Consider the following 21070-nt stretch of genomic DNA (forward strand, 5'->3'; position numbering starts at 1 on the left):
ATACGCCGCAGCGGCGCGGCGACGCCGGGCGCTCGTCCAACCGCCTCCATCAAGTCGCTGGCTTCTGGGGCTATGGATTCCGGGCTCGCGCTTCGCGCGCCCCGGAATGACAGATGAGAGGCTCGTTCACGTCATTGCTGGCCATGGCGAGCAGTCGCAAGGCTCGTCAATCTTTGCAGCACTCGCATCCCAAGCCAGTCATTCCGGGGCGCGCGTAGCGCGAACCCGGAATCTCGAGGTTGTTGTGCGAGGTCGCCGTTACGCCCTGCCCGTTTCAGATTCCGGGTTCGCTCACTTCGTGAGCGCCCCGGAATGACGGACCGAGAGGTTGTCGGCTGTTCGCGGCCGTCAGCCCGCGACCTCGAGCCGCATCCCGTCGAACCCCGGCACCACGCCGTCGGGTAGTTCGCCGCGCAGCGTTTCGTAATCGATGTCGGCGTGCATGTTGGTGATCACCGCGCGCTTCGGCTTGAAGCGGGCGATCCATTTCAGCGCGGCTTCGACGTTGAAGTGGCTGGCGTGGTGCTTGTAGCGCAGGCCGTCGATGATCCACAGGTCGAGGCCTTCGAGCGCGGCGAAGCTCTGTTCGGGAATGTCGTGGACGTCGGGCGTGTAGGCGGCGGCGCCGATGCGGTAGCCGAGCGCCGGGATGTCGCCGTGCTGGACGAGGAACGGCGTCAGCGTCAGCTCGCCGCCAGCGCCCGCGATGCTGCGGCTCTCGCCGGCCTCGACGCGATGCTCGTCCAGGATCGGCGGATAGGAGCTGCCCGGCGGAGTCGCGAAGCAATAGTGGAAGCGGAACACGACGTGCTCGGCGGTCGACTGATTGAGATAGACCGGAATCCGTCGCCGCATGGCCATTGCGACCGAGCGCAGATCGTCGATGCCATGGGTCTGGTCGGCGTGCTCGTGGGTCAGGAACACGGCGTCGAGATGATCGACGTCGGCGTCGATCAGTTGCTCACGCAGGTCCGGCGAGGTGTCGATCAGCACCCTTGTGATGCCGTCAGGAGTCACCCGCTCCGCCAGCAGCGAGCAGCGGCGGCGGCGGTTCTTCGGATTGCTGGGATCGGCGGCGCCCCAGCCCAGCGCCGGGCGCGGCACGCCGGCAGAGGAGCCCGAGCCGAGGATGGTGAGGATCAGCGTCATGCGGACTCCGTCGCGGAATGGATCAGGCGGCGGCCGGCGGCGGCACCTTGCCGAACAGGTTGAAGAAATTCGCCGTGGTCTGGCGCGCGATCTCGTCCGGCGTCACGCCCCTCACCTCGGCCAGCACCTTGGCGGTCTCCACCACGTAAGCCGGCTCGTTGCGCTTGCCGCGATATTTGCCGGGCGCCAGATACGGCGCGTCGGTCTCGACCAGCACGCGGTCGGCCGGCAATTCGGCGGCGAGGTCGCGCAGCGCCTGGGATTTCTTGAACGTCACGATGCCGGTGAAGCCGATCAGCAGCCCGAGATCGATCGCCTGCAGCGCTAGGTCGCGGCCGCCGGTGTAGCAATGCAGCACCGCGCGAAACGCGCCCTTGGCCATCTCGTCTTCGAGGATGCGGCCGCAATTTTCGTCCGCCTCGCGGGTGTGGATGACCAGCGGCAGCCCGGTTTCGCGCGCCGCGGCGATATGGGTGCGGAAGCCGCGCTCCTGCGCGTCGCGCGAGCCGTGCTCGTAGAAGTAATCGAGCCCGGCCTCGCCGAACGCCACCACCTTGGGATGCTGCGCCAGCGCGATCAGTTCTTCGGCCGAAATCCCGTCTTCCTCGTCGACGTGATGCGGATGAGTGCCGACCGAGCAATACACGTTCGGAAACCGCTCGGCGATCGCCAGCAGCTCCGGGAGCCGCTTGACGCGTGTCGAGATCGTCACCATCCGCCCCACCCCGCTCGCCTCGGCGCGGGCGACGATGCCGGCGAGATCGTCGGTAAAGTCGGGGAAGTCGAGATGGCAGTGGCTGTCGATCAGCATGGCTTCACGCAGCCGCCGTTGGCTCGACATAGCGCGGGAAGATCGGCGCCGGCGCCGGCAGTGGCGTGCCCGGCACGATCCGCGTCGGCAGCGCCGCGAAGTCGCGCGCGTCCGCTGCGACGCCGAGGATGTCGAGCAGCTTCGTCGCCGAGCCGGGCATCACCGGCTGCGCCAGAATGCCGACCTGCCGCAGCACTTCGGCGGTGACGTAGAGCACGGTCTTCTGCCGCGGCGGATCGGTCTTGGCCAGCGCCCATGGGGCTTCGCCGGCGAAGTAACGGTTGGCTTCCGCCACCACAGCCCACACCGCGTTGAGCGCCTGATGGATCTGTTGCGTCGCCATCGCCGGGCGGGCGATCGCGATCATGCCGTCGGCCATCGCCAGCATCGCCTTGTCGGCCTCGCTGAACTCGCCGTGCTCCGGCACCTGAGCGTCGCACTGCTTGGCGACCATGGTCAGCGAGCGCTGCGCCAGATTGCCGAGGTCGTTGGCGAGGTCGGCATTGATGCGGTTGACGATCGCCTCGTGATTATAGCTGCCGTCGGAACCGAACGGCACCTCGCGCAGGAAGAAGTAGCGCACCTGATCGACGCCGTATTGATCGGCGAGATTGAACGGGTCGACGATATTGCCGACCGATTTCGACATCTTCTCGCCCTTGTTGAACAGGAAGCCGTGGGCGTAGACGCGCTTCTGGATCGGGATCCCCGCCGACATCAGGAACGCCGGCCAGTACACCGCGTGGAAGCGGATGATGTCCTTGCCGATGACATGCACGTCGGCCGGCCAGTAGTGCCAGTTGGCGTCGCTTTCGTCGGGGAAGCCGACGCCGGTGATGTAGTTGGTCAGCGCGTCGACCCAGACATACATCACGTGCTCCGGATCGCCCGGCACCTTGACGCCCCAGTCGAAGGTGGTGCGCGACACCGACAGGTCCTTCAGCCCGCCCTTGACGAAGCTGATCACCTCGTTGCGGCGCGAGTCCGGGCCGATGAAATCGGGCTGGTCCTCGTACAGCTTCAGGAGCTTGTCCTGATAGGCCGACAGCTTGAAGAAGTAGCTCCGCTCCTCGACCCATTCGACCGGCGTGCCCTGCGGGCCGCGGCGCACCTTGTCCTCGCCGACGACGGTTTCGTCCTCGGCGTAATAGGCCTCGTCGCGGACCGAGTACCAGCCGGCATAGCTGTCGAGATAGATGTCGCCGTTCGCCTGCATCCGCTTCCAGACTTCCTGGACGGAGCGGTGATGCTGCTCTTCCGAGGTGCGGATGAAGCGGTCGTAGGAGATGCCGAAGCGGTCGTCCATGTCGCGGAAGCGGCCGGCATTGCGGGCGGCGAGCACGTGGGTCTCGACGCCCTCCTTCTGCGCGGTCTGGATCATCTTCAGGCCGTGCTCGTCGGTGCCGGTCAGGAAGAACACGTCACGGCCATCGAGCCGCTGGAATCGCGCCAGCGCGTCGGTCGCGATCGCCTCGTAGGCGTGGCCGATATGCGGTGCGCCGTTCGGATAGGAGATCGCGGTGGTGATGTAGAATGAATTTCGCTGCGCCATCTGCGCGGACGCCTTTCAACAACAGGATCGAGTGAGGGCGGCGGCGCTGACCATCAGCCTGTGTGATCGCCCTGGCGCATCAGCGCACCGCCTCCGCGAGGAGCCCGAACACCGAGAAAACCAGCGGCTTGCGCTCCAGATTATAGGCTTCGGTGTCGCGCGCGGCGCGGCCGATCTTTTCCCACACCTCCGCCAGCCGTGCAAGGCGCGGCAGATTCGCGTTGGCGTCGCCGCTGCGCAGCCGTCCGGCCATCCAGCGGTCGACGCCGTCGACGAAGGCCGCGAGCGTGGCGCGGTCGGTGCCGCCGATCGCTTCGCCCAGCGCATGCAGCGCGCGCGGATCGACATTGGGCAGGCTGTCGAGCAGCGCCGTGGTCTTCTGCTGCAGCGACAGCGCGTCGCCGCCGAGCAGCGTCAGCGCCCGCGACACGCTGCCCTCCGAAGCTGCGGCGACCTCCGCGAGCTTGGGATCGCCGGGCGCGAGATCGGTGGCCGCGAGCGCCGCGGCGATGACGTCGTCGGTCGCCAGCGGCCGCAGCATCAGCTTGCGGCAACGCGACAGGATCGTCGGCAGCAGCCGCGCCGGCGAATTGCTGATCAGGAGAAACAGCGAGCGCTGCGGCGGCTCCTCGATCACCTTGAGCAGCGCATTGGCGGAGGACGCGTTGAGGTCGTCGACGGTATCGACGATGCAGACCCTCCAGCCTTCCACCGCGGCGGTCGAGCCGAAGAAGCCGATGGTCTCGCGCGACTCGTCGACGGTAATGACGTTGCGCCGCACGCCCTTGTCGTTGAGCGAGCGCTCCAGCGTCAGCAGCCCGCCATGCGCTTCGGCGGCGACGTGGCGGACCACCGGATGCGACGGGTCGAGTTCGAGCGAGGCTGCGCCCTGCACGGCGTCGGCCTGCGGATCGCGATGCGCCAGCACGAAGCGCGCCATCCGATAGGCCAGCGTCGCCTTGCCGATGCCCTGCGCGCCGCCGATCAGCCAGGCATGGGCGATGCGGCCGCTGCGGTAGGAGTCGAGCAGCGCCTGCTCGGCGGCAGCATGTCCGAACAGCGCGGTGGTCTCGCGCGGCGATTTCGCGGCGATCTCGGCGGCCCCCTTGCGCGCGCTCATGCCGTTTTTGCCTTGGTCTTGATCTTCGGCTTGGCTTTCGCCTTTGGCGCCGTCTTCGGTTTGGCCTGCGGCCACTGAAGCAGCCGGTCCTGCACCGTCAGCCAGATCCGGTCGGCGACCAGCTTCGGTTCGGCGTCGGCGTCGATCAGCACGCAGCGCGCCGGCTCGGCGGTGGCGATCTGCCGATAGGCGTCGCGCAGCTTGCGATGGAAATCGATGGTCTCGCCTTCGAACCGGTCGGGCGCCGCCTTGCCGCGGCGGACAGCGGCGCGCGCCATTCCGATCTCGACCGGGACGTCGAGGATCGCGGTCAGGTCCGGCTTCATCGCGCCGATGGTCACGTCCTGCAACGCATTCAGCAGCGCCGGACTGACCTCGCCGAGCTTGCCCTGATAGACCCGGGTGGAGTCGTAGAACCGGTCGCACAGCACCCAGACACCGCGCGCCAGCGCCGGTTCGATCAGCGTGCGGACATGGTCGTCGCGCGCCGCCGCGAACAGCAACGCCTCGGCCTGCGCGCCGCCGATCAGATTTCCGATCCCCGACAACAGCAGATGCCGGATCACCTCCGCGCCGGGCGAGCCGCCGGGCTCGCGCGTCACCAGCGACACCAGCCCCGCCTTCTCCAGTCGCTGCGCCAGCAGCTTGATCTGAGTCGATTTGCCAGCCCCTTCCCCACCTTCGAAGGTGATGAAACGGCCGCGAGATGAGGTGGATTTGGTGGTCTGTTCAACCATTCTCAGAGCTTTGCAAAGCCGGCGCGAAACACCCCGATCACCAGCTCGCCGGCGCCGTCCATGGCGCGGCGCATGGTCGAGCCGACCGGGTTGGCCTCGGCCGCCTGCAGCGGCACCTCGACGGCGAGATTGGGGCCGCGCCAGACCCGGACCACGCCGATGCGGTGGCCGGCCTCGACCGGCGCAGCCACCGGCCCGGTATAGACGATCCGCGCCAGCAGCTTGTCGCTGCCGTTCTTGCGGACCATCACCCGCACCGGCTCGATCGGCGTCAGGCCGACATAGCGCTTCTCGCCGCCGAACACCCGCGCATAGCCGACCGTCGCCTGCGCCGCGAACAGCGGGCGCGATTCGAAATTGCGGAAACCCCATTCCAGAAGTTTCTTCACCTCGGCGGCGCGGTCGTCGATGTCGTCGATGCCGTTCACCACGACGATCAGCCGCATCCCGTTCTGCACCGCGGAGCCGACCAGGCCGTAGCCGCCCTCTTTGGTGTAGCCGGTCTTCAACCCGTCGGCGCCGTTGAACGCATTCAGCAGCGGGTTGCGGTTGGTCTGCCGGATCTTGTTCCAGGTGAATTCCTTCTCGCTGAACAGTTTGTAGTCGTCCGGATAGGTCCGGATGATGTGGCGCGCCAGCCGGCCGAGTTCGCGCACGGTCATTTTGTTGCCTGGGTCGGGCAGACCGTTGGAGTTGGCGAAGGTCGATTGCGTCAGCCCGATCTCGCGGGCGCGCTTGGTCATCCGCTCGACGAATGCCGGCTCGCTGCCGGCGATGCCTTCGGCGAGCGCGATGCAGGAATCGTTGCCGCTCTGGACGATCGCGCCCTTCAGCAGATCCTCGACCGCGACCTTGCTGTGGATCTCGGCGAACATCGTCGAATTGCCGGCCGGCGCGCCGCCGCGCCGCCAGGCGTATTCGCTGATCTTGTATTCGTCGGTCGGCTTGATCTCGCCCTTGGCCAGCAGGTGAAACACCAGCTCCGCGGTCATCAGCTTGAGCATGCTCGACGGCGGGCGCAATTCGTCGGCGTTCTTCTCGAACAGCACGCTGCCGCTCTCGCCGTCGATCAGGATCGCGCTCGGCGCATCGGTGTCGTAGCCGCCCGCGACCTCTTCCTTCTTGGCGCCCTGTACGCTCTGGTTCGCGGCGACGACCGGGCCCGCCCCGATCGTCAACGCCAGCAGCCCGGCCAGCAGCGCGCGCCAGCGCGGCGCGCGGCTGCGCAGGACGGCGGAGAATGATGCGGTGATCAGGGCCATGGACCGTGTTCCGGGATCGCTGTCGACGACGGCGCCGACCGACTCTGCCTGTCCAACTGGACGGTAGCCGCGGGCCGTTTTCGATTGTGGTGACGCCGGATCGATCCTATCGTGCGGACCGCTCGGCTGCCACATAAACTCCAATCAATTCAGGGCGGAAACGCGATGGAATCGACCAGGACCGTTGCGGTCAACGGGATCGAATTGTTCTTGCGCGAACAGGGCGAGGGCCCGCTGGTGCTGCTGTGCCACGGCTGGCCGGAACTGTCGTATTCGTGGCGGCATCAGATCGGCGCGATCGCCGACGCCGGCTTTCGCGTCGTGGCGCCCGACATGCGCGGCTTCGGGCGCTCCAGCGCGCCGCAATCGATCGAGGCCTACAGCATCTTCGACATGGTCGGCGATATGGTCGCGCTCGTCGCCGAGTTGAAGGAGACTCGCGCGGCCATCATCGGCCACGACTGGGGCGCGCCGGTCGCCTGGCACGCCGCGCTGTTTCGCCCGGACCTGTTCACCGCGGTCGCCGGCCTGAGCGTGCCGCCGCCCTGGCGCGGCAAGGGCCGGCCGCTCGAGCTTCTGAGCGCCGCCGGCGTCACCAATTTCTATTGGCAGTACTTCCAGAAGCCGGGCGTCGCCGAAGCCGAGTTCGAGCGCGACGTCGCGGCGACCGTCCGCGGCATGCTGTGCGGCGGATTTTCCGACCCGGCGCGCTCGCTGTTCGTTCCGGAAGGGCGCGGCTTCATCGGCCGGTCGGCGGCGGCATTGCCGCTGCCGAACTGGCTGAGCGAAGCCGAACTCGCCTTCTTCATCGAGCAGTACAAGGAGAGCGGCTTTCGCGGCGGGCTGAACTGGTACCGCAACATCGACCGCAATTGGGAGCTGACCGCGCCGTGGGATGGCGCGCAGATTCACCAACCGGCCTTGTTCATCGCCGGCGCGAAAGACCCGGTGATTTCCGACAAGATGAGCGGCAAGCATGTCGCGGCAATGGAGCGGGTGCTGCCGAATCTGAAGCAGAAACTGATTATCGACGGCGCCGGCCACTGGATCCAGCAGGAGAAGCCCGCCGAGGTGAATGCGGCGCTGATCGATTTCCTGAAACAGGTGATGTGAGCCGCAAGACTCAGTCCGCGGGGCTCTGTCCGCGGTCTCAGTACAGCCCGCGCGCCGACAGCAGGCTGCCGATTTCGTCGCTGCCGGGCGGCGGTGCCTCCGCGCGCGCGCCCGTCTCGGTGTAGCTGCCGCTGCTGTCGTAGGAAACAGCGTGCTGATTGCGCGCCAGTGTTCGGCCAGCCGCGCGCGAACTGCGCGAGGCGGAGATCTCCGAGGTCGCGCCGACCGAGGCGACGTCCATCGCCGTACTGCCGAGCGAATACGGCCGGCCCTCGGGCATCGGAACATCACCGCGGATCGCCCGGGTCGCGAGGCCGCCGCCCTGCATGTCCGGCACGAACGGTCTGGCCGAGGCAATCCGGACGGTCGCCGGCGCCGGGGCTGGTTCGTTGGTCCGCAGGGTCGCGACGAGCTGGCGGTCGTCGGAGCCTTCCAGCGGCGCCCGGCCGACATATTCGACCCGCACGCGCGCGGTGCCTTTGTGTTTAAATTCAAGGAGATCTGCGGCGCGGTTCGAGACGTCGATGAGGCGGTTGCCGTGATACGGGCCGCGGTCATTGACGCGAACGACGAGCGATCGGCCGTTGCTGAGATTGGTGACGCGGGCATAGGACGGGATCGGCAAGGTCGGGTGCGCCGCCGAGAGCGACGCCATGTCGAACACCTCGCCATTGGCCGTCAGACGTCCGTGAAAATTGTCGCCGTACCAGGACGCCAGCCCTTCGGCGCGATAGTTGGTATTTTCTTCAGGGACATACGTCCGCCCACCGACGACATAGGGCTTGCCGATGCGGTAGGTTCCGCCGCCCTTGGGCACCGGTTCGCCCATCGCGACCACACGGGGGCTGGATGAAACGCCGTATTTCGGATCGACGCGGGCGAATTTGCCGGATTGCGCGCAGTTGGCGAGAACCAGACATGCGCCCGCAGCGGCAACTGCACGCGCAGCGCGGCCGATCGAATCTCGTTCGCGAATCCCCATCGATCCCCAAATACCATTGCCGTGGTCAGCCGCCCATTACGGACCTGCACGAGCCACGAGTCGCTGCCTGCCCACATCGGCACCGAACTACGACCATATCGCAGAGCGATCGCGGCGAAAATGGGGACGCCCGGCTGATGGTTAACAGCCGGCTACGAATTCATGACGCGCGATTCTCTCGCAATGGACTCGCGCAATCTCACGCGGCCGCTTGCTTCGTGCGCAATTTGACGGAATGCTCCGTCGAACATCAGAGGAACTCCACGTGACCATCCCAGTGCTCGATCGTATCCAGGCCCGCAACGACCTCGCCTGGGCGATCGCCGTCGGCGGCATCAGCACCGTCGCATTCGGCGCCCTGCTCTACACCTCCTGGCATTTCGCAGGCACGCTGTTTCTGATTTTTGCCGGCATTCTGTTCGGGGTGTTCCTCAATGCGCTGACCGATCTGGCGGGCAAGGTGGTCGGTGGCCCGCATGGGCTGCGGCTGGCGCTGGTTTGCTGCGTGCTGACGGTGATGTTCGTCGGCGTCTCGGTGCTGGGCGGCAACACCATCGCCCAGCAGGCCGCCGCGCTGTCGGGCACGATCAAGACCCAGATCGTCAACGTGAAGGGTTTTCTGGAGCGGCAGGGCGTCGACACCAGCTTCATGGAACTCAGCCATGTCGCCGCCGCCGCCAATCCCGGCGGTCCCGCCGCCAGCGAGCTTCAGCCTCCGCCGCAGCCGCGCAACCTGCCGAGCGCCGGAGATCTCGCCTCCGGCGGCGGCGCGATCGTCAGTCAGACGCTGAAGCTGATCCTCGGCACCATCGGCGCGGTCGGCAACTTCTTCATCGTGCTGTTTCTCGGCCTCGCCTTCGCGGCGCAGCCCGGCGTCTACCGGCGCGGGCTGGAGCGGGTCGCGCCGCTGCGTTATCGGACCCAGGCCAGCGCCATCGTCAAGGACACCGGCGACATGCTGAAGCGCTGGCTGCTGGCGCAGCTCATCACCATGACGGTGGTGTTCGCCGTAACCGCCACCGGGCTGTCGCTGATCGGGATTCCCGGCGCCTTCATCCTCGGCATCCAGGCCGGACTGCTCGCCTTCATCCCGACCGTCGGCGCGATCCTCGGCGGCCTGATCATCGTGCTCGCCGCGATCGCGTCAGGCTGGTTCGCCGTGGTCAGCGCATTCCTGCTCTTCCTCGGCGTTCACGCCCTGGAAAGCTACATCCTGACGCCGCTGATCCAGCGCCAGGCCATCGACATTCCGCCGGCGACGCTGTTCGCGATGCAGATCCTGCTCGGCATCGTGTTCGGGCTGTGGGGGCTGGCGATGGCGCTGCCGCTGATGGCGATCGGACGAGTCGTGATCAATCATCTGCGCGCGGAAGGTCCGACCACCGAAATGGTCGCCGCTGCGCCGCCGGCCGTGCTGGCCGCTAGCCCGGAATCGTGACGACCGTATCGGTGTGCTCGACCTCGGGCGGCGATGCGAAGAATCCGCTGACCAGTCCGCGCCATTCGGCGAAATTCTCGGAGCCGCGGAAGTCCACGGTGTGGTTTTCCAGCGTCTCCCATTTCACCATCAAGCGGTAGCGCTGCGGCTTCTCGATCGAGCGGTGCAGTTCGAAACCGTGGAAGCCCCTGGAGCGGCCGAACGCTGCGCCCGCCTTGGCGACGGCCGCTTCGAAGTCGGCTTCGCTGCCGGGCTTGATGTCGATCTGTGCGATTTCGGTGATCATGCGCTCGGCCCGTGTTGTTTGCTGGGGCCAGCGTCTTATCGCACTCCGGGCGGCAATTGAAGCCGACCGGCGCGATCTTCTGTCAGGCGCCGATGCTCATCGCGTTGCGGACGATCACCTGCTGGACCGGCTCGTGACGCTGCGCGGCGCGGCGGCGGCCCTGCTCCAGCGACAGCGGCTGTTCGACGGTGGCGACCACGCGATTGCGACCGCCACGCTTGGCCTGATACAGCGCGGTGTCGGCCGCGGCGAGCAGCACGTCGAGTTCGACATTCGCCGGTCCGCCGGCGACGCCGATGCTGACGGTGGTCGCGATCGGCGCGCCGTCGACTTCCAGGCCGCAGCCCTCGAAGGTTTCGCGCACCCGCTCCGCCGCGGTCATCGCCTCGTCGATGGAGCACGGCAACAGCGCCGCGAATTCTTCTCCGCCGATCCGCCCGCACAGATCCGACATCCGCAGCGAGCCGGACACGATCGCCGCGAACAGCTTGATGACCTCGTCGCCCGCCGGATGACCGAACCGGTCGTTGATCGACTTGAAGTGATCGAGGTCGAAGATCATCACCGTGACCGGACGCCCCGCCGCGGCTTCGCGCTCGATCATCCGCGCGGTGGCTTCCGAGAAGCCGCGCCGGTTGAACAGGCCGGTGAGCGGATCGAGCGCCGCCGCGGTCTTGTGGGCGCGCACGGTGCGTTCCGAGACCAGCATGAACACCACGAAGACCGTGCCGATCGCGTACAGCACGAGTTCGATCGCGAAGATCAGCAACCAGATGTTCTTGGTGTATGCGTTGCCATGGGTCGGCACCAGTTCGGCGAGCACGATCGGCAGCATCAGCACGCCGCCGTGCAGCAGCGGCACCAGCATGGCGGGCCAGCGCCGCATCACGGCCTTGCGGCGCTCGGCGAACAGTTGGTTCGCGGTCAGGGCGGCATAGATCGCGACGATGCCGGCGCCGAGCGTCATGCGCAGCGACGACAATTCCGGCGGCAGGCTGATCACGGCGGCGAGCCAGGCGATCGCGCCGAGAACCAGGCCCGGCCAGTTCGGCTTGTGGCCGTGGAACACCCGCGCGGCGTTCCACATCATCCCGCAGGCGATGAAACCCGCGCTCGCCAGCGACAGCACTACGGCTTCCGGCAGCAACGGTCCGAGAATCTGCCATTGCGCCACGGTGGCCGCGCCGATCAGGTAAGCGGCGCCCCACCAGTAGAGCGCAGGGATTTTCTCTTGTCCGGCGAAGTAGAGAAGCATCCCCCCGAGCAGCGTGCAGATCAGCGTCGCGACCAAGAGCAACGTCGAAAAATCGAGCGACATGATGCGAACTACCCAGGATTCATCGAACACGAGGATTTGCAACGCTGCCGATGCGGCAGAAGTGCCCCCTGCTGATCGCAATTTGGCTGCACCGCGTTGAGATCGCGTGTCCGCAACAGCTCGCTTTGGCGGCGAAGTTTCGGAAAATAAGATGAAAAATGACAGCGCGCAGCGGGAGCTAGGTCACGCCGAACAGGACGGACAAACAACGACTTCAAAACAAAAGGGCGCCCCGAAGGACGCCCTTTCGATCGACGGTGAAGCGAAAGATCAGCGCTTCGAGAACTGGAACGAACGACGGGCCTTGGCCTTGCCGTACTTCTTGCGCTCGACGACGCGGCTGTCGCGGGTCAGGAAGCCGCCCTTCTTCAGGACGCCGCGCAGCTCCGGCTCGAAATTGGTGAGCGCCTTGGAGATGCCGTGGCGCACCGCGCCGGCCTGGCCGGACAGGCCGCCGCCGGCCACGGTGCAGATCACGTCGTACTGGCCGGCACGGGCCGCGGCGACCAGCGGCTGCTGGATCATCATGCGCAGCACCGGACGGGCGAAATACACTTCGACCTCACGCGAATTGACGGTGACCTTGCCGGCGCCCGGCTTGATCCAGACGCGGGCGACCGCGTCCTTGCGCTTGCCGGTGGCGTAAGCGCGGCCGAATTTGTCGACCTTCTTGGTGTAGGTCGGCGCATCCGGCTGGGTCGTCTTCAGCGCCGAGAGCTGGTCGAGGGACTGCATGGTTTCGGACATCTTATGCGGCCCTCTTGTTCTTGCGATTCATCGCGCCGACGTCGAGCGTTTCGGGTTGCTGAGCTTCATGCGGATGCTCGGCGCCGGGATAGACGCGCAGATTGCCCATCTGCACGCGACCAAGCGGACCGCGCGGGATCATGCGCTCGACAGCCTTCTCGACGACGCGCTCCGGGAACCGACCTTCGAGGATCGACTTCGCAGTACGTTCCTTGATGCCGCCGATGAAGCCGGTGTGGTGGTAATAGACCTTGTTGTCGCGCTTGCGACCGGTCAGCACCACCTTGGCGGCGTTGATGATGATGATGTTGTCACCGCAATCGACGTGCGGGGTGTAGGTCGGGAGGTGCTTGCCGCGCAGCCGCATCGCGACCAGCGTGGCGAGCCGGCCAACCACGAGACCAGTGGCGTCAATAATGACCCACTTCTTCGTGACTTCGGCGGGCTTGGCCGAAAACGTCTTCATGAGAATGATCCATGACAGGGGGAAATTCGGCGCAATGCACCGGACTTGGGCTGGCTTGTAGATAAGCCGCACGTCGCCGTCAATCCCCACGCGCGCAAAATTATGCTTTCGAATCAGCATCTTACAATTACGGTGTAATAATACCTCAGAAAAGCTCAAGCGATCGGAATGGAATAGGTCGATGTGACATGGGCGATCGGGTCGGGCGACGTCCCCGACAGCAACGTGACCTCGCCGACGGCCAGCCGCTTGCCGAGTTTCAGCAGCCGCGCCACTGCGACCACGTCCTGCCCGGGCTGGCCCTTGCGCAGGAAATTGATGTTGAGATTGGTGGTGACGGCGAGCGCGACCGGACCGATCGCGGACAGCAACACGACGTACATCGCGAAATCCGCCAATGCCATCAGGGTCGGCCCCGACACGGTTCCGCCCGGACGCAGCATGCGGTCGCTGTAGCGCTGCCGCAGCAGGCTGGAGCGTCCATCGGCGGATTCGATCGAGATGTCGCCGTAGCCGAACGCCTGCGGGAACTCCCGATTCAAAAAGCTCTCGAGATCAGCTACACTCATCCTCGCGTGCGTCATGTCTTTCCTGCCCTGCTCTCGTTTCGCCGGGTTTGTTACAGTATGGTGACGCTCGTTCCCAGCGCTGGATTCTCGTCCCGGATATTTTCATGACAGCCCTGCCCGTCTTCACGGCGAATTCGCCGTCCCCGATCCTGCTGCGCGAGACGATCGACGGCGGTGTCGCGGTGCTGACGCTGAACCGTCCCGCTGCGCGCAACAGCCTGTCGCTCGAGCTGATTGCAGATATTCACGCCGCGCTCGATCTGATCGGCCGCGACGACGGCGTCCGCGCGGTGGTGATCGCGGCCAACGGGCCGGCGTTCTCGGCCGGCCACGACATGAAGGAATTGACCGCGCATCGCAACGACGCCGACCGCGGTCGCGCCAGCTTCACCCGAATCATGACCGCCTGCAGCGCGATGATGCAGGCGATCGTGTTGCTGCCGAAGCCGGTGATCGCCGCGGTGCAAGGCGTCGCCACAGCGGCGGGCTGCCAGTTGGTCGCGAGCTGCGATCTCGCGGTCGCCTCCGAGCAGGCGACCTTCGCGACGCCCGGCGTCGACATCGGCCTGTTCTGCTCGACGCCGATGGTGGCGCTATCGCGCAACGTTCCGCGCAAGCACGCCATGCACATGCTGCTGACCGGCGAGCCGGTGAAGGCCGACGAGGCCCGCGCGATCGGACTGATCAATCGCGTGGTGCCGCACGGCACCGAACGCGACGCCGCGATCGGGCTCGCCGAGACCATCGCCAGCAAATCGTCGCACACCGTCAAGATCGGCAAGGAAGCGTTCTATCGCCAGGCCGAGCTGAATCTGGCCGACGCCTATCACTACGCGTCGCAAGTGATGGCCGAGAACATGATGGCGGCCGACGCCGAAGAAGGCATCGGCGCCTTCCTCGACAAGCGCAAGCCGGAGTGGAAGGACAGATAAACACGCCGCCACCAGACGGCTTCCTCATCCTGAGGAGCGGCCGCAGGCCGCGTCTCGAAGGATGGGGCCTCACGCATTCATGGTTCGAGACGGCGCCTGCCGCGCCTCCTCACCATGAGGGCCTCGGACATGACAAGCGGATGAATCACGATAGCTACTCGGACGACTACATCCGCGCGATCCTCAACGGCGTGAAGACCATCGCGGTCGTCGGCGCGTCGCCGCTGAACGTGCGGCCGAGTTACTTCGTATTCAAATATCTCGCCGAGCGCGGCTACGACATGATCCCGGTGAATCCCGGCCAGGTCGGCAACAGCCTGCTCGGCAAGCCGTTCGTCGCGAGCTTGCGCGACATCGATCGGCCGGTCGATATGATCGACATCTTCCGCGCCTCGGCGCATGTGATGCCGATCGTCGAGGAAGCCCTCGCATTGTCGCCGCCGCCCAAAGTGATCTGGATGCAGATCGCAGTCCGCAATGACGAGGCCGCCGCGCGCGCCGAAGCCGCCGGGCTGCAAGTGGTGATGAACCGCTGCCCGAAGATCGAATACGGCCGGCTGTCGTCGGAGATTTCCTGGATGGGCGTCAATTCGCGCACACTCAGCTCCAAGCGCGCGCCTGTCCCGGTCAAAGGCATGCGGCTGTCGCTCGACCGCGCCAGCCTCGCCGGCGGCGATACCGCGGCCTCCGACCGCGCCACCCGCCCGCGTGGCGAGACCAACTGAATCTGCGCGGCCTGCCGCCGCTCGGCACGACCTCGCTTGACCTTACCCGGGGTTACGCTCAGATAGCGCCAAACCATCAGCCAGACCGACGGAGGGATCGACCATGACCGAACGCAGCCCGGGATTTGCCACGCTCGCCGTTCACGCCGGCGCGCAGCCCGATCCGACCACCGGGGCGCGAGCGACTCCGATCTACCAGACCACCTCCTTCGTGTTCAACGATGCCGATCATGCCGCCTCGCTGTTCGGCCTGCAGGCGTTCGGCAATATCTACACCCGCATCACCAATCCGACGACCGCCGTGCTGGAAGAGCGCGTCGCGGCACTCGAAGGCGGCACCGCCGCGCTAGCCACCGCGTCCGGCCACGCCGCGCAGCTCGTGGTGATGCAGCAATTGCTGATGCCCGGCGACGAATTCATCGCCGCGCGAAAGCTGTACGGCGGCTCCATCAACCAGTTCACCCACGCCTTCAAGAGCTTCGGCTGGAACGTGGTGTGGGCCGATCCGGACGACATCGACAGCTTCCAGCGCGCGGTGACGCCGAAGACCAAGGCGATCTTCATCGAGTCGATCGCCAATCCCGCCGGCAGCATCACCGACATCGAGGCGATCGCCGAGGTCGCGCGCAGTGCCGGCGTGCCGCTGATCGTCGACAACACGCTGGCGACGCCGTATCTGATCCGCCCGATCGACCATGGCGCCGACATCGTCGTGCATTCGCTGACCAAGTTTCTCGGCGGCCACGGCAATTCGCTCGGCGGCATCATCGTCGACGCCGGCACCTTCGACTGGTCGAAGGGCGGCAAATATCCGATGCTGAGCGAGCCGCGCCCCGAATATCATGGGCTGAAGCTGCAGGAGACCTTCGGCAATTTCGCCTTCGCGATCGCCTGCCGCGTGCTCGGCCTGCGCGATCTCGGCCCGGCGCTGTCGCCGTTCAACGCCTTCCTGCTGATGACCGGCATCGAGACGCTGCCGCTGCGGATGCAGAAGCACTGCGAGAACGCCAAGGCGATCGCCGAATTCCTGTCGACCCACAAGGCGGTGTCGGCCGTGAACTATTCCGGCCTGGCGTCGAGCAAGTACAATGCCCTCGCCCGAAAATACGCGCCGAAGGGCGCCGGCGCGGTGTTCACGTTCAGCCTCAAGGGCGGTTATCAGGCCGGCGTCGATCTGGTCTCCAATGTGAAGCTGTTCTCGCATCTCGCCAATGTCGGCGACACCCGCTCGCTGATTATCCATCCGGCCTCGACCACGCACAGCCAGCTCGACGACGCGCAGAAGACCGCGGCCGGCGCCGCGCCGGACATGGTGCGCGTGTCGATCGGCATCGAGGACAAGGAAGACCTGATCGCAGATCTCGACGAGGCGCTCGGCGGCTGACGCCGGGCGGCGCCCGGAGGCGGCGATGAGCGGCGGGCATCTCGAAATGCGCCGGATGGAGGCGCTGAGCAACACCGTGTTCGGCGTCGCCATGACGCTGCTCGCCTACCAGGCGCCGCGCGAGAAATTCGCCAGCGCAGATCCGCAATGGCGGGAGATCTGGCACCTCTACGGCGCCTTTCTGTCGACGCTGTTGCTCAGCTTCATCGTCGCCGGCATGTTCTGGTACAGCCATCAGCGCCGGCTCGCTTACGCGACCCACGCCGGCCGCGCCGAAGTTCTGCTGAACCTGTTCTTCCTGCTGTCGATCATCCTGCTGCCGGTGACTTGCGGGCTGTACGGCAACAATTACGACTCGCCCAACGTCACGACGCTGTACAGCTTCAATCTGTTGCTGATCGCATTGTTCAACACCGTGCTGTGGGCGATCGCGGTGGCGCGGAAGAACGATTGGGCGACATTGGCCACGCCGGCCTTCGCTCTGGTGTTGTTCTGTGCCGCGCTGGTGGCGTGTCTGATCGACCCGCATTCGCCCAAATACATCTGGCCGATCGCGTTCCTGTCGCCTTTCATCAGCGCCTATGTCGAACGGCGCCACAGGCCGAACTTCGATGGGGAAGCGCCGTAGCGGCATTCCCGCGCTGGCTCAGCCGGGTTGCCCGACCGGCAGCGCCACCGCGGGCTGGACCTGTTTCGGCCGCGGCGTGGTCAGCCGTTCGACCTGCAGCACCGCCAAGGTCAGTACGACGATGCCCATCGCCTGATGCGCCAGCGCCAGGCCGATCGGCGTCGCATGCAGCACCGTGAGAATGCCGAGCACCGCCTGCAACGACAGCGCCGCGAACAGCCACAGCGCGCCGCCGGCGGCAGCTCCCGCGCGCGCCCGCAGCGCGTCGATCGCGTGCCACGCCGCCAGCGCCCATAGCGCATAGGCCATCATGCGATGATCGAACTGCACGGTGAGGTGATTGTCGAACAGGTTCTTCCACCATGGCTGCTCGAACCACAGCCGCTCGGCAGACGGGATCAGCGCGCCGTCGATCAGCGGCCAGGTGTTGAACACCCGTCCGGCGCGCAGCCCGGCGACCAGCGCGCCGAGGAAGAGCTGCAGCAGCGTCATCGCCAGCAGCGCCAAAGCCGTGAATTTCAGCCGCGCCGCAGCCGGGAGCGGCGGCTTGTCGCTGAGCCGTCGCAGCGTCCAGACGATCGCGGCATAGATGATCAGCGCCAGCGTCAGATGGATCGCGAGCCGCACCTGCGACACTTCGGTGCGCTGCGATAGTCCCGACGCCACCATCCACCAGCCGACCGCGCCCTGCAGCGCGCCGAGCGCGAAGATGCCCCACAGCGCCCGCTTCCACTCCGGGCCGATCGCGCCGCGCCACAGAAACCACAGGAACGGCAGCAGATAGGCGATACCGATCACCCGCCCGAGCAGGCGGTGGCTCCATTCCCACCAGAAGATGGTCTTGAACTCATGCAGCGTCATCCCGGCATTGAGTTCGCGATATTGCGGGATCTGCTTGTAGCCGTCGAACGCGGCGTGCCATTGCGCATCGGTGAGCGGCGGCAGCGTGCCGGTGACCGGCTTCCATTCGACGATCGACAGCCCGGACTCGGTCAGCCGCGTCGCACCCCCGACCAGCACCATCACCGCAATCAATGCCGCGACCAGCGTCAGCCAGATCCGGACGGCACGGACGCGAGATCGACGCACGGGGGAACGGTCTGGCTCCGCGGCAGCGGTCATAAAGCATACCTTGAACGGATTTTCGCGACCCTTATAGTCGCGCCGTTCCCACGCGCAAGGCGTCGCGAGAACCTATCAAGTGCGTGTGATTTCGACATGAACATCCGGACCCGAAAACTGATTGGAACCGTCGCGCTGCTGGTGCTCGCGATCGTATGGTCGCTGGTCGCGATGGCAATCGCGCAGGCGCCGGTGATCGCCGAATCGAAGTGGCTGCAGATCGTCTATTACGTCGTCGCCGGGCTCGGCTGGGTGCTGCCGGCGATGCCGATCGTGACCTGGATGTCGCGTCCCGACCGTCAGTAACGCCGCCCGAGTTGCGATGCCGCCCCCGGCATCACCCCAGACAGCACCACCCGCAATCCACGCAGCGAACTCCGACGTCCGTCCCATGCGATCCGCGGCAGCATCTGCGGCGACGCGGTTCGATCGATCACGCCGGGGATCGCGGTGACCGCGCTGGCAAAGCCCTCCCGCTCGACGATCTGCACATCGCGTCGCGTGAAGCTGCCGCGCTCGCCATAGGGGTACGCGAAGTGCGATGCGTCGCGGCCGAGCGCCGCGCGCAGAACCGCCCGGCCCATCGCGATCTCGCGTTGCGCGACCGTGTCGTCGACATTGCCGAGCAGCGGATAGTTCACCGTCGCGCCGCCGATCGTGACCCTGGGATCCGAGGCGAGCCTCGCCACCTCCTCCCAATTCATCACCGCGCTGCTGGTGAGCCTTGCGAGATCGACGCCATAGCGCTTGCACAGATCGTGGATCGCAGCCGTCAGATCCGGCGGCGACAGCGCGCGCAGCCAGCTCCCAAGAAAGTGGAAGACCTGGTACTTGTCGTCGGTGGTCGCCGTGTCGAAATGGCGCTCGGTGTGATCGATCACCAGAGCGATGCGATCATGACCGGCGATCACCTGCTCAAGCGCCAGCCACCAGGCTTCGCCGAGCCCGTCGGGAAACGCGGTCGGCAGATACACCGCGAACGGCGCGTCGTGCCGGGCCAGCACCGGATGGCCGTAAGTAATGAGGTCGCGTGAGCCGCCGTCGAAGGTCAGGCAGACGAAGCGTCCCCTCGCGTCGGGCCGCGACATGCGGTCGAGCACCTCGTCGGGCGAAATCACGTCACAGTTCCAGCGGCGCAGCGCGCGTAGCAGGCGATCGAGCCATTGCGGCGTGATCTCACGGCTGCGCAGCGGCTGGAATCTGTCCCTGCGCGTCGGCCGAACACGGTCGAAACGCAGGATGACGCCGCACCCCCTCCCGCCGAACTGGGCGAGCCGCGCCAGACCGCTGAAATACGCAAGCTCGAGCCCTGCCGACGCCCAAAAACCGCTCGCTGACAAGGTCTGCTCCCGACGCCGCAGCGCCCATCGCCGCGTTTCCCGCCACCTCATTACTGTTTGTTGAGATTTCTTTGTAAAGGTCCGGACACGCTGAAAAGCGTAAAGATTCATCTAAAGGAATTCACATGACGATGATGGCCGTGCTCAGCGAAGGCCGTTCCGCGGAACACGCGTCGTCGTCGGTGCAGCCCGGTCGCATTGCGCGCGTCGATATTTTCCGCGACATGGCCTCGGCCGAAGCGATCTGGCGCGCACTGGAACAGCCCGAGCAGTTTTCGACGCCGTACCAGCGTTTCGACCTTCTCGACGCATGGCAGCGCCATGTCGGCATCGCCGATCGCGTCGAACCCTTCATCGTCGTCGCCAGCGACGCCGAGCAGCGGCCATTGTTGCTGCTCCCGCTCGGGCTGGAACGACGCTTCGGCGTTCGGATCGCGCGTTTCCTCGGCGGCAAGCACCCCACTTTCAACATGCCGCTATGGCGTCGCGACGTCGCGCAGTCGGCGGATGCGAACGACCTCGCTGCGCTGATCGCGGGCTTGCGCGCCCGAGCCGATGGCGCCGACGTGCTGGAGCTGTGTCAGCAGCCGCTGCGCTGGCGCGGACTCGATAATCCGATGGCGCAGCTCGCGCATCAGCCCTCGATCAACGACTGTCCGGTGCTGCTGGTCGATCCCGCCGCGCCGCCGACCCACCGGATCAGCAATTCGTTCCGACGCCGTCTCAAGACCAAGGAGAAGAAGCTGCAGGCGCTGCCCGGCTATCGTTACGTTCAGGCGGAGAGCGACGCCGACATCGAACGCGTGCTCGATGCCTTCTTCCGGATCAAGCCGATCCGGATGGCGGCGCAGAAACTGCCGAACGTGTTCGCCGATCCGGGCGTCGCGGATTTCATCCGCCGGGCCTGCCTGACCAAACTCCCCGGCGGCGGCCGCGCGATCGAGATTCATGCGCTGGAATCCGACGACGAGATGATCGCGATGTTCGCCGGCGTCGCCGACGGCCACCGCTACTCGATGATGTTCAACACCTACACGCTGTCGGATGTCTCGCGCTACAGCCCCGGGCTGATCCTGATGCGCTCGATCATCGATCACTACGCCGAGCGGGGTTATCGCCGGCTCGATCTCGGCATCGGCTCCGACGACTACAAGAAGCTGTTCTGCAAGGACCTCGAGCCGATCTTCGACAGCTTCGTCGCACTGTCGCCGCGCGGCCGGATCGCGGCCGTCGCGATGGCATCGGTTGCGCGCGCCAAACGCGCCGTCAAGCAGACCCCTGCCCTGATGCAGATCGCCCAGCGGCTGCGCGGCGCGCTGCAGCGCTGATCGAAACGATCCTTCGCAGCGAAGGAAATGCCGGGGCAGTACCCGGGCATTTTCAATCAGC

At 66.1% G+C, this 21070-nt stretch carries 22 protein-coding genes; 8 read left to right on the forward strand and 14 right to left on the reverse strand.

What is annotated here, in order from left to right:
• Positions 1 to 348: 348 nt before the first annotated feature.
• From SR870_RS06360 to SR870_RS06385, 6 genes are all read right to left on the reverse strand, one after another.
• Positions 349 to 1149: an MBL fold metallo-hydrolase gene (locus tag SR870_RS06360; RefSeq protein WP_322517176.1), complete on the reverse strand. Its 801-nt coding sequence runs from the start codon at positions 1147 to 1149 to the stop codon at positions 349 to 351.
• A gap of 22 nt (positions 1150 to 1171) precedes the next feature.
• Positions 1172 to 1960, reverse strand: coding sequence for a TatD family hydrolase (locus SR870_RS06365; protein WP_322517177.1), 789 nt, complete (start codon positions 1958 to 1960; stop codon positions 1172 to 1174).
• Positions 1961 to 1964: 4 nt separating this feature from the next.
• On the reverse strand, positions 1965 to 3512 hold the full coding sequence (gene metG / locus SR870_RS06370) for a methionine--tRNA ligase (RefSeq protein ID WP_322517178.1): 1548 nt from the start codon (positions 3510 to 3512) through the stop codon (positions 1965 to 1967).
• A 79-nt stretch (positions 3513 to 3591) separates the two neighbouring features.
• Positions 3592 to 4632, reverse strand: coding sequence for a DNA polymerase III subunit delta' (locus SR870_RS06375; protein WP_322517179.1), 1041 nt, complete (start codon positions 4630 to 4632; stop codon positions 3592 to 3594).
• Complete coding sequence (gene tmk, locus SR870_RS06380) at positions 4629 to 5369, reverse strand: dTMP kinase (RefSeq protein WP_322517180.1); 741 nt, start codon at positions 5367 to 5369, stop codon at positions 4629 to 4631. Before tmk ends, SR870_RS06375 begins: the two co-directional genes overlap by 4 nt.
• A gap of 2 nt (positions 5370 to 5371) precedes the next feature.
• Positions 5372 to 6631, reverse strand: coding sequence for a D-alanyl-D-alanine carboxypeptidase family protein (locus SR870_RS06385; RefSeq protein WP_322517181.1), 1260 nt, complete (start codon positions 6629 to 6631; stop codon positions 5372 to 5374).
• Between the two features lie 165 nt (positions 6632 to 6796).
• On the opposite strand from SR870_RS06385, the gene SR870_RS06390 reads away from it, so the two are divergent.
• On the forward strand, positions 6797 to 7744 hold the full coding sequence (locus SR870_RS06390; protein WP_322517182.1) for an alpha/beta hydrolase: 948 nt from the start codon (positions 6797 to 6799) through the stop codon (positions 7742 to 7744).
• A gap of 37 nt (positions 7745 to 7781) precedes the next feature.
• On the opposite strand, the gene SR870_RS06395 is transcribed toward SR870_RS06390, so the two are convergent.
• Positions 7782 to 8726 (reverse strand): septal ring lytic transglycosylase RlpA family protein, encoded by a 945-nt coding sequence (locus tag SR870_RS06395; protein ID WP_322517183.1) that lies wholly within the window; start codon positions 8724 to 8726, stop codon positions 7782 to 7784.
• A 265-nt stretch (positions 8727 to 8991) separates the two neighbouring features.
• On the opposite strand from SR870_RS06395, the gene SR870_RS06400 reads away from it, so the two are divergent.
• Complete coding sequence (locus tag SR870_RS06400) at positions 8992 to 10164, forward strand: AI-2E family transporter (protein WP_322517184.1); 1173 nt, start codon at positions 8992 to 8994, stop codon at positions 10162 to 10164.
• Here SR870_RS06400 and SR870_RS06405 read toward each other — a convergent pair.
• From SR870_RS06405 to SR870_RS06425, 5 genes are all read right to left on the reverse strand, one after another.
• Positions 10148 to 10450 (reverse strand): antibiotic biosynthesis monooxygenase family protein, encoded by a 303-nt coding sequence (locus SR870_RS06405; protein ID WP_322517185.1) that lies wholly within the window; start codon positions 10448 to 10450, stop codon positions 10148 to 10150. The genes SR870_RS06400 and SR870_RS06405 overlap by 17 nt on opposite strands.
• Positions 10451 to 10532: 82 nt before the next feature.
• Positions 10533 to 11768 carry a GGDEF domain-containing protein gene (locus SR870_RS06410; RefSeq protein ID WP_322517186.1) on the reverse strand — a complete coding sequence of 412 codons (1236 nt, stop codon included), beginning with the start codon at positions 11766 to 11768 and terminating at the stop codon, positions 10533 to 10535.
• Positions 11769 to 12038: 270 nt separating this feature from the next.
• On the reverse strand, positions 12039 to 12515 hold the full coding sequence (rpsI, locus tag SR870_RS06415) for a 30S ribosomal protein S9 (protein ID WP_322517187.1): 477 nt from the start codon (positions 12513 to 12515) through the stop codon (positions 12039 to 12041).
• A 1-nt stretch (position 12516) separates the two neighbouring features.
• A complete protein-coding gene (rplM, locus tag SR870_RS06420; protein ID WP_322518210.1) occupies positions 12517 to 12981 on the reverse strand; it encodes a 50S ribosomal protein L13 in 465 nt (154 codons plus the stop codon).
• A 155-nt stretch (positions 12982 to 13136) separates the two neighbouring features.
• Complete coding sequence (locus SR870_RS06425; protein ID WP_011441557.1) at positions 13137 to 13565, reverse strand: PaaI family thioesterase; 429 nt, start codon at positions 13563 to 13565, stop codon at positions 13137 to 13139.
• Between the two features lie 89 nt (positions 13566 to 13654).
• Here SR870_RS06425 and SR870_RS06430 point away from each other — a divergent pair, with 89 nt between their 5' ends.
• The 4 genes from SR870_RS06430 to SR870_RS06445 all read left to right on the forward strand — a co-directional run bounded on the left by SR870_RS06430 (position 13655) and on the right by SR870_RS06445 (position 17219).
• Positions 13655 to 14482, forward strand: a complete 828-nt coding sequence (locus SR870_RS06430) for an enoyl-CoA hydratase (protein WP_322517188.1) — start codon at positions 13655 to 13657, stop codon at positions 14480 to 14482.
• A gap of 140 nt (positions 14483 to 14622) precedes the next feature.
• Positions 14623 to 15207 carry a CoA-binding protein gene (locus tag SR870_RS06435; RefSeq protein ID WP_322517189.1) on the forward strand — a complete coding sequence of 195 codons (585 nt, stop codon included), beginning with the start codon at positions 14623 to 14625 and terminating at the stop codon, positions 15205 to 15207.
• 103 nt (positions 15208 to 15310) lie between these two features.
• The gene (locus SR870_RS06440; protein ID WP_322517190.1) at positions 15311 to 16591 is read left to right on the forward strand and encodes an O-acetylhomoserine aminocarboxypropyltransferase; all 1281 of its coding nucleotides are present in this window, start codon (positions 15311 to 15313) and stop codon (positions 16589 to 16591) included.
• Positions 16592 to 16616: 25 nt separating this feature from the next.
• The gene (locus tag SR870_RS06445; RefSeq protein ID WP_322517191.1) at positions 16617 to 17219 is read left to right on the forward strand and encodes a TMEM175 family protein; all 603 of its coding nucleotides are present in this window, start codon (positions 16617 to 16619) and stop codon (positions 17217 to 17219) included.
• Between the two features lie 18 nt (positions 17220 to 17237).
• Here the strand turns inward: SR870_RS06445 and SR870_RS06450 are convergent, their stop codons facing one another.
• Positions 17238 to 18341, reverse strand: a complete 1104-nt coding sequence (locus SR870_RS06450; RefSeq protein ID WP_322517192.1) for a COX15/CtaA family protein — start codon at positions 18339 to 18341, stop codon at positions 17238 to 17240.
• 96 nt (positions 18342 to 18437) lie between these two features.
• Between SR870_RS06450 and SR870_RS06455 the strand changes: the two genes are divergently transcribed.
• Positions 18438 to 18647, forward strand: a complete 210-nt coding sequence (locus tag SR870_RS06455; protein WP_322517193.1) for a DUF2842 domain-containing protein — start codon at positions 18438 to 18440, stop codon at positions 18645 to 18647.
• Here SR870_RS06455 and SR870_RS06460 read toward each other — a convergent pair.
• On the reverse strand, positions 18641 to 19681 hold the full coding sequence (locus tag SR870_RS06460; protein WP_322517194.1) for a polysaccharide deacetylase family protein: 1041 nt from the start codon (positions 19679 to 19681) through the stop codon (positions 18641 to 18643). The two genes, SR870_RS06455 and SR870_RS06460, sit on opposite strands and share 7 nt — an antisense overlap.
• A 125-nt stretch (positions 19682 to 19806) precedes the next feature.
• Between SR870_RS06460 and SR870_RS06465 the strand changes: the two genes are divergently transcribed.
• On the forward strand, positions 19807 to 21009 hold the full coding sequence (locus SR870_RS06465) for a GNAT family N-acetyltransferase (RefSeq protein WP_322517195.1): 1203 nt from the start codon (positions 19807 to 19809) through the stop codon (positions 21007 to 21009).
• The last annotated feature ends 61 nt before the right edge of the window (positions 21010 to 21070 follow it).

Origin of the sequence: Rhodopseudomonas palustris, assembly GCF_034479375.1 — a bacterium.
Lineage (GTDB): Bacteria > Pseudomonadota > Alphaproteobacteria > Rhizobiales > Xanthobacteraceae > Rhodopseudomonas > Rhodopseudomonas palustris_M.

Bases quoted from the DNA above. Each gene is read 5' to 3' on its own strand.
- SR870_RS06410 (WP_322517186.1), bottom strand. From the start codon at position 11,768: ATGTCGCTCGATTTTTCGACGTTGCTCTTGGTCGCGACGCTGATCTGC.
- SR870_RS06375 (WP_322517179.1), bottom strand. From the start codon at position 4,632: ATGAGCGCGCGCAAGGGGGCCGCCGAGATCGCCGCGAAATCGCCGCGC.
- SR870_RS06450 (WP_322517192.1), bottom strand. From the start codon at position 18,341: ATGACCGCTGCCGCGGAGCCAGACCGTTCCCCCGTGCGTCGATCTCGC.
- SR870_RS06425 (WP_011441557.1), bottom strand. From the start codon at position 13,565: ATGACGCACGCGAGGATGAGTGTAGCTGATCTCGAGAGCTTTTTGAAT.
- SR870_RS06405 (WP_322517185.1), bottom strand. From the start codon at position 10,450: ATGATCACCGAAATCGCACAGATCGACATCAAGCCCGGCAGCGAAGCC.
- rplM (WP_322518210.1), bottom strand. From the start codon at position 12,981: ATGAAGACGTTTTCGGCCAAGCCCGCCGAAGTCACGAAGAAGTGGGTC.
- SR870_RS06465 (WP_322517195.1), top strand. From the start codon at position 19,807: ATGACGATGATGGCCGTGCTCAGCGAAGGCCGTTCCGCGGAACACGCG.
- SR870_RS06435 (WP_322517189.1), top strand. From the start codon at position 14,623: ATGAATCACGATAGCTACTCGGACGACTACATCCGCGCGATCCTCAAC.
- SR870_RS06455 (WP_322517193.1), top strand. From the start codon at position 18,438: ATGAACATCCGGACCCGAAAACTGATTGGAACCGTCGCGCTGCTGGTG.
- SR870_RS06385 (WP_322517181.1), bottom strand. From the start codon at position 6,631: ATGGCCCTGATCACCGCATCATTCTCCGCCGTCCTGCGCAGCCGCGCG.
- SR870_RS06395 (WP_322517183.1), bottom strand. From the start codon at position 8,726: ATGGGGATTCGCGAACGAGATTCGATCGGCCGCGCTGCGCGTGCAGTT.
- SR870_RS06440 (WP_322517190.1), top strand. From the start codon at position 15,311: ATGACCGAACGCAGCCCGGGATTTGCCACGCTCGCCGTTCACGCCGGC.
- rpsI (WP_322517187.1), bottom strand. From the start codon at position 12,515: ATGTCCGAAACCATGCAGTCCCTCGACCAGCTCTCGGCGCTGAAGACG.
- SR870_RS06430 (WP_322517188.1), top strand. From the start codon at position 13,655: ATGACAGCCCTGCCCGTCTTCACGGCGAATTCGCCGTCCCCGATCCTG.
- SR870_RS06390 (WP_322517182.1), top strand. From the start codon at position 6,797: ATGGAATCGACCAGGACCGTTGCGGTCAACGGGATCGAATTGTTCTTG.
- metG (WP_322517178.1), bottom strand. From the start codon at position 3,512: ATGGCGCAGCGAAATTCATTCTACATCACCACCGCGATCTCCTATCCG.
- SR870_RS06445 (WP_322517191.1), top strand. From the start codon at position 16,617: ATGAGCGGCGGGCATCTCGAAATGCGCCGGATGGAGGCGCTGAGCAAC.
- SR870_RS06365 (WP_322517177.1), bottom strand. From the start codon at position 1,960: ATGCTGATCGACAGCCACTGCCATCTCGACTTCCCCGACTTTACCGAC.
- SR870_RS06360 (WP_322517176.1), bottom strand. From the start codon at position 1,149: ATGACGCTGATCCTCACCATCCTCGGCTCGGGCTCCTCTGCCGGCGTG.
- tmk (WP_322517180.1), bottom strand. From the start codon at position 5,369: ATGGTTGAACAGACCACCAAATCCACCTCATCTCGCGGCCGTTTCATC.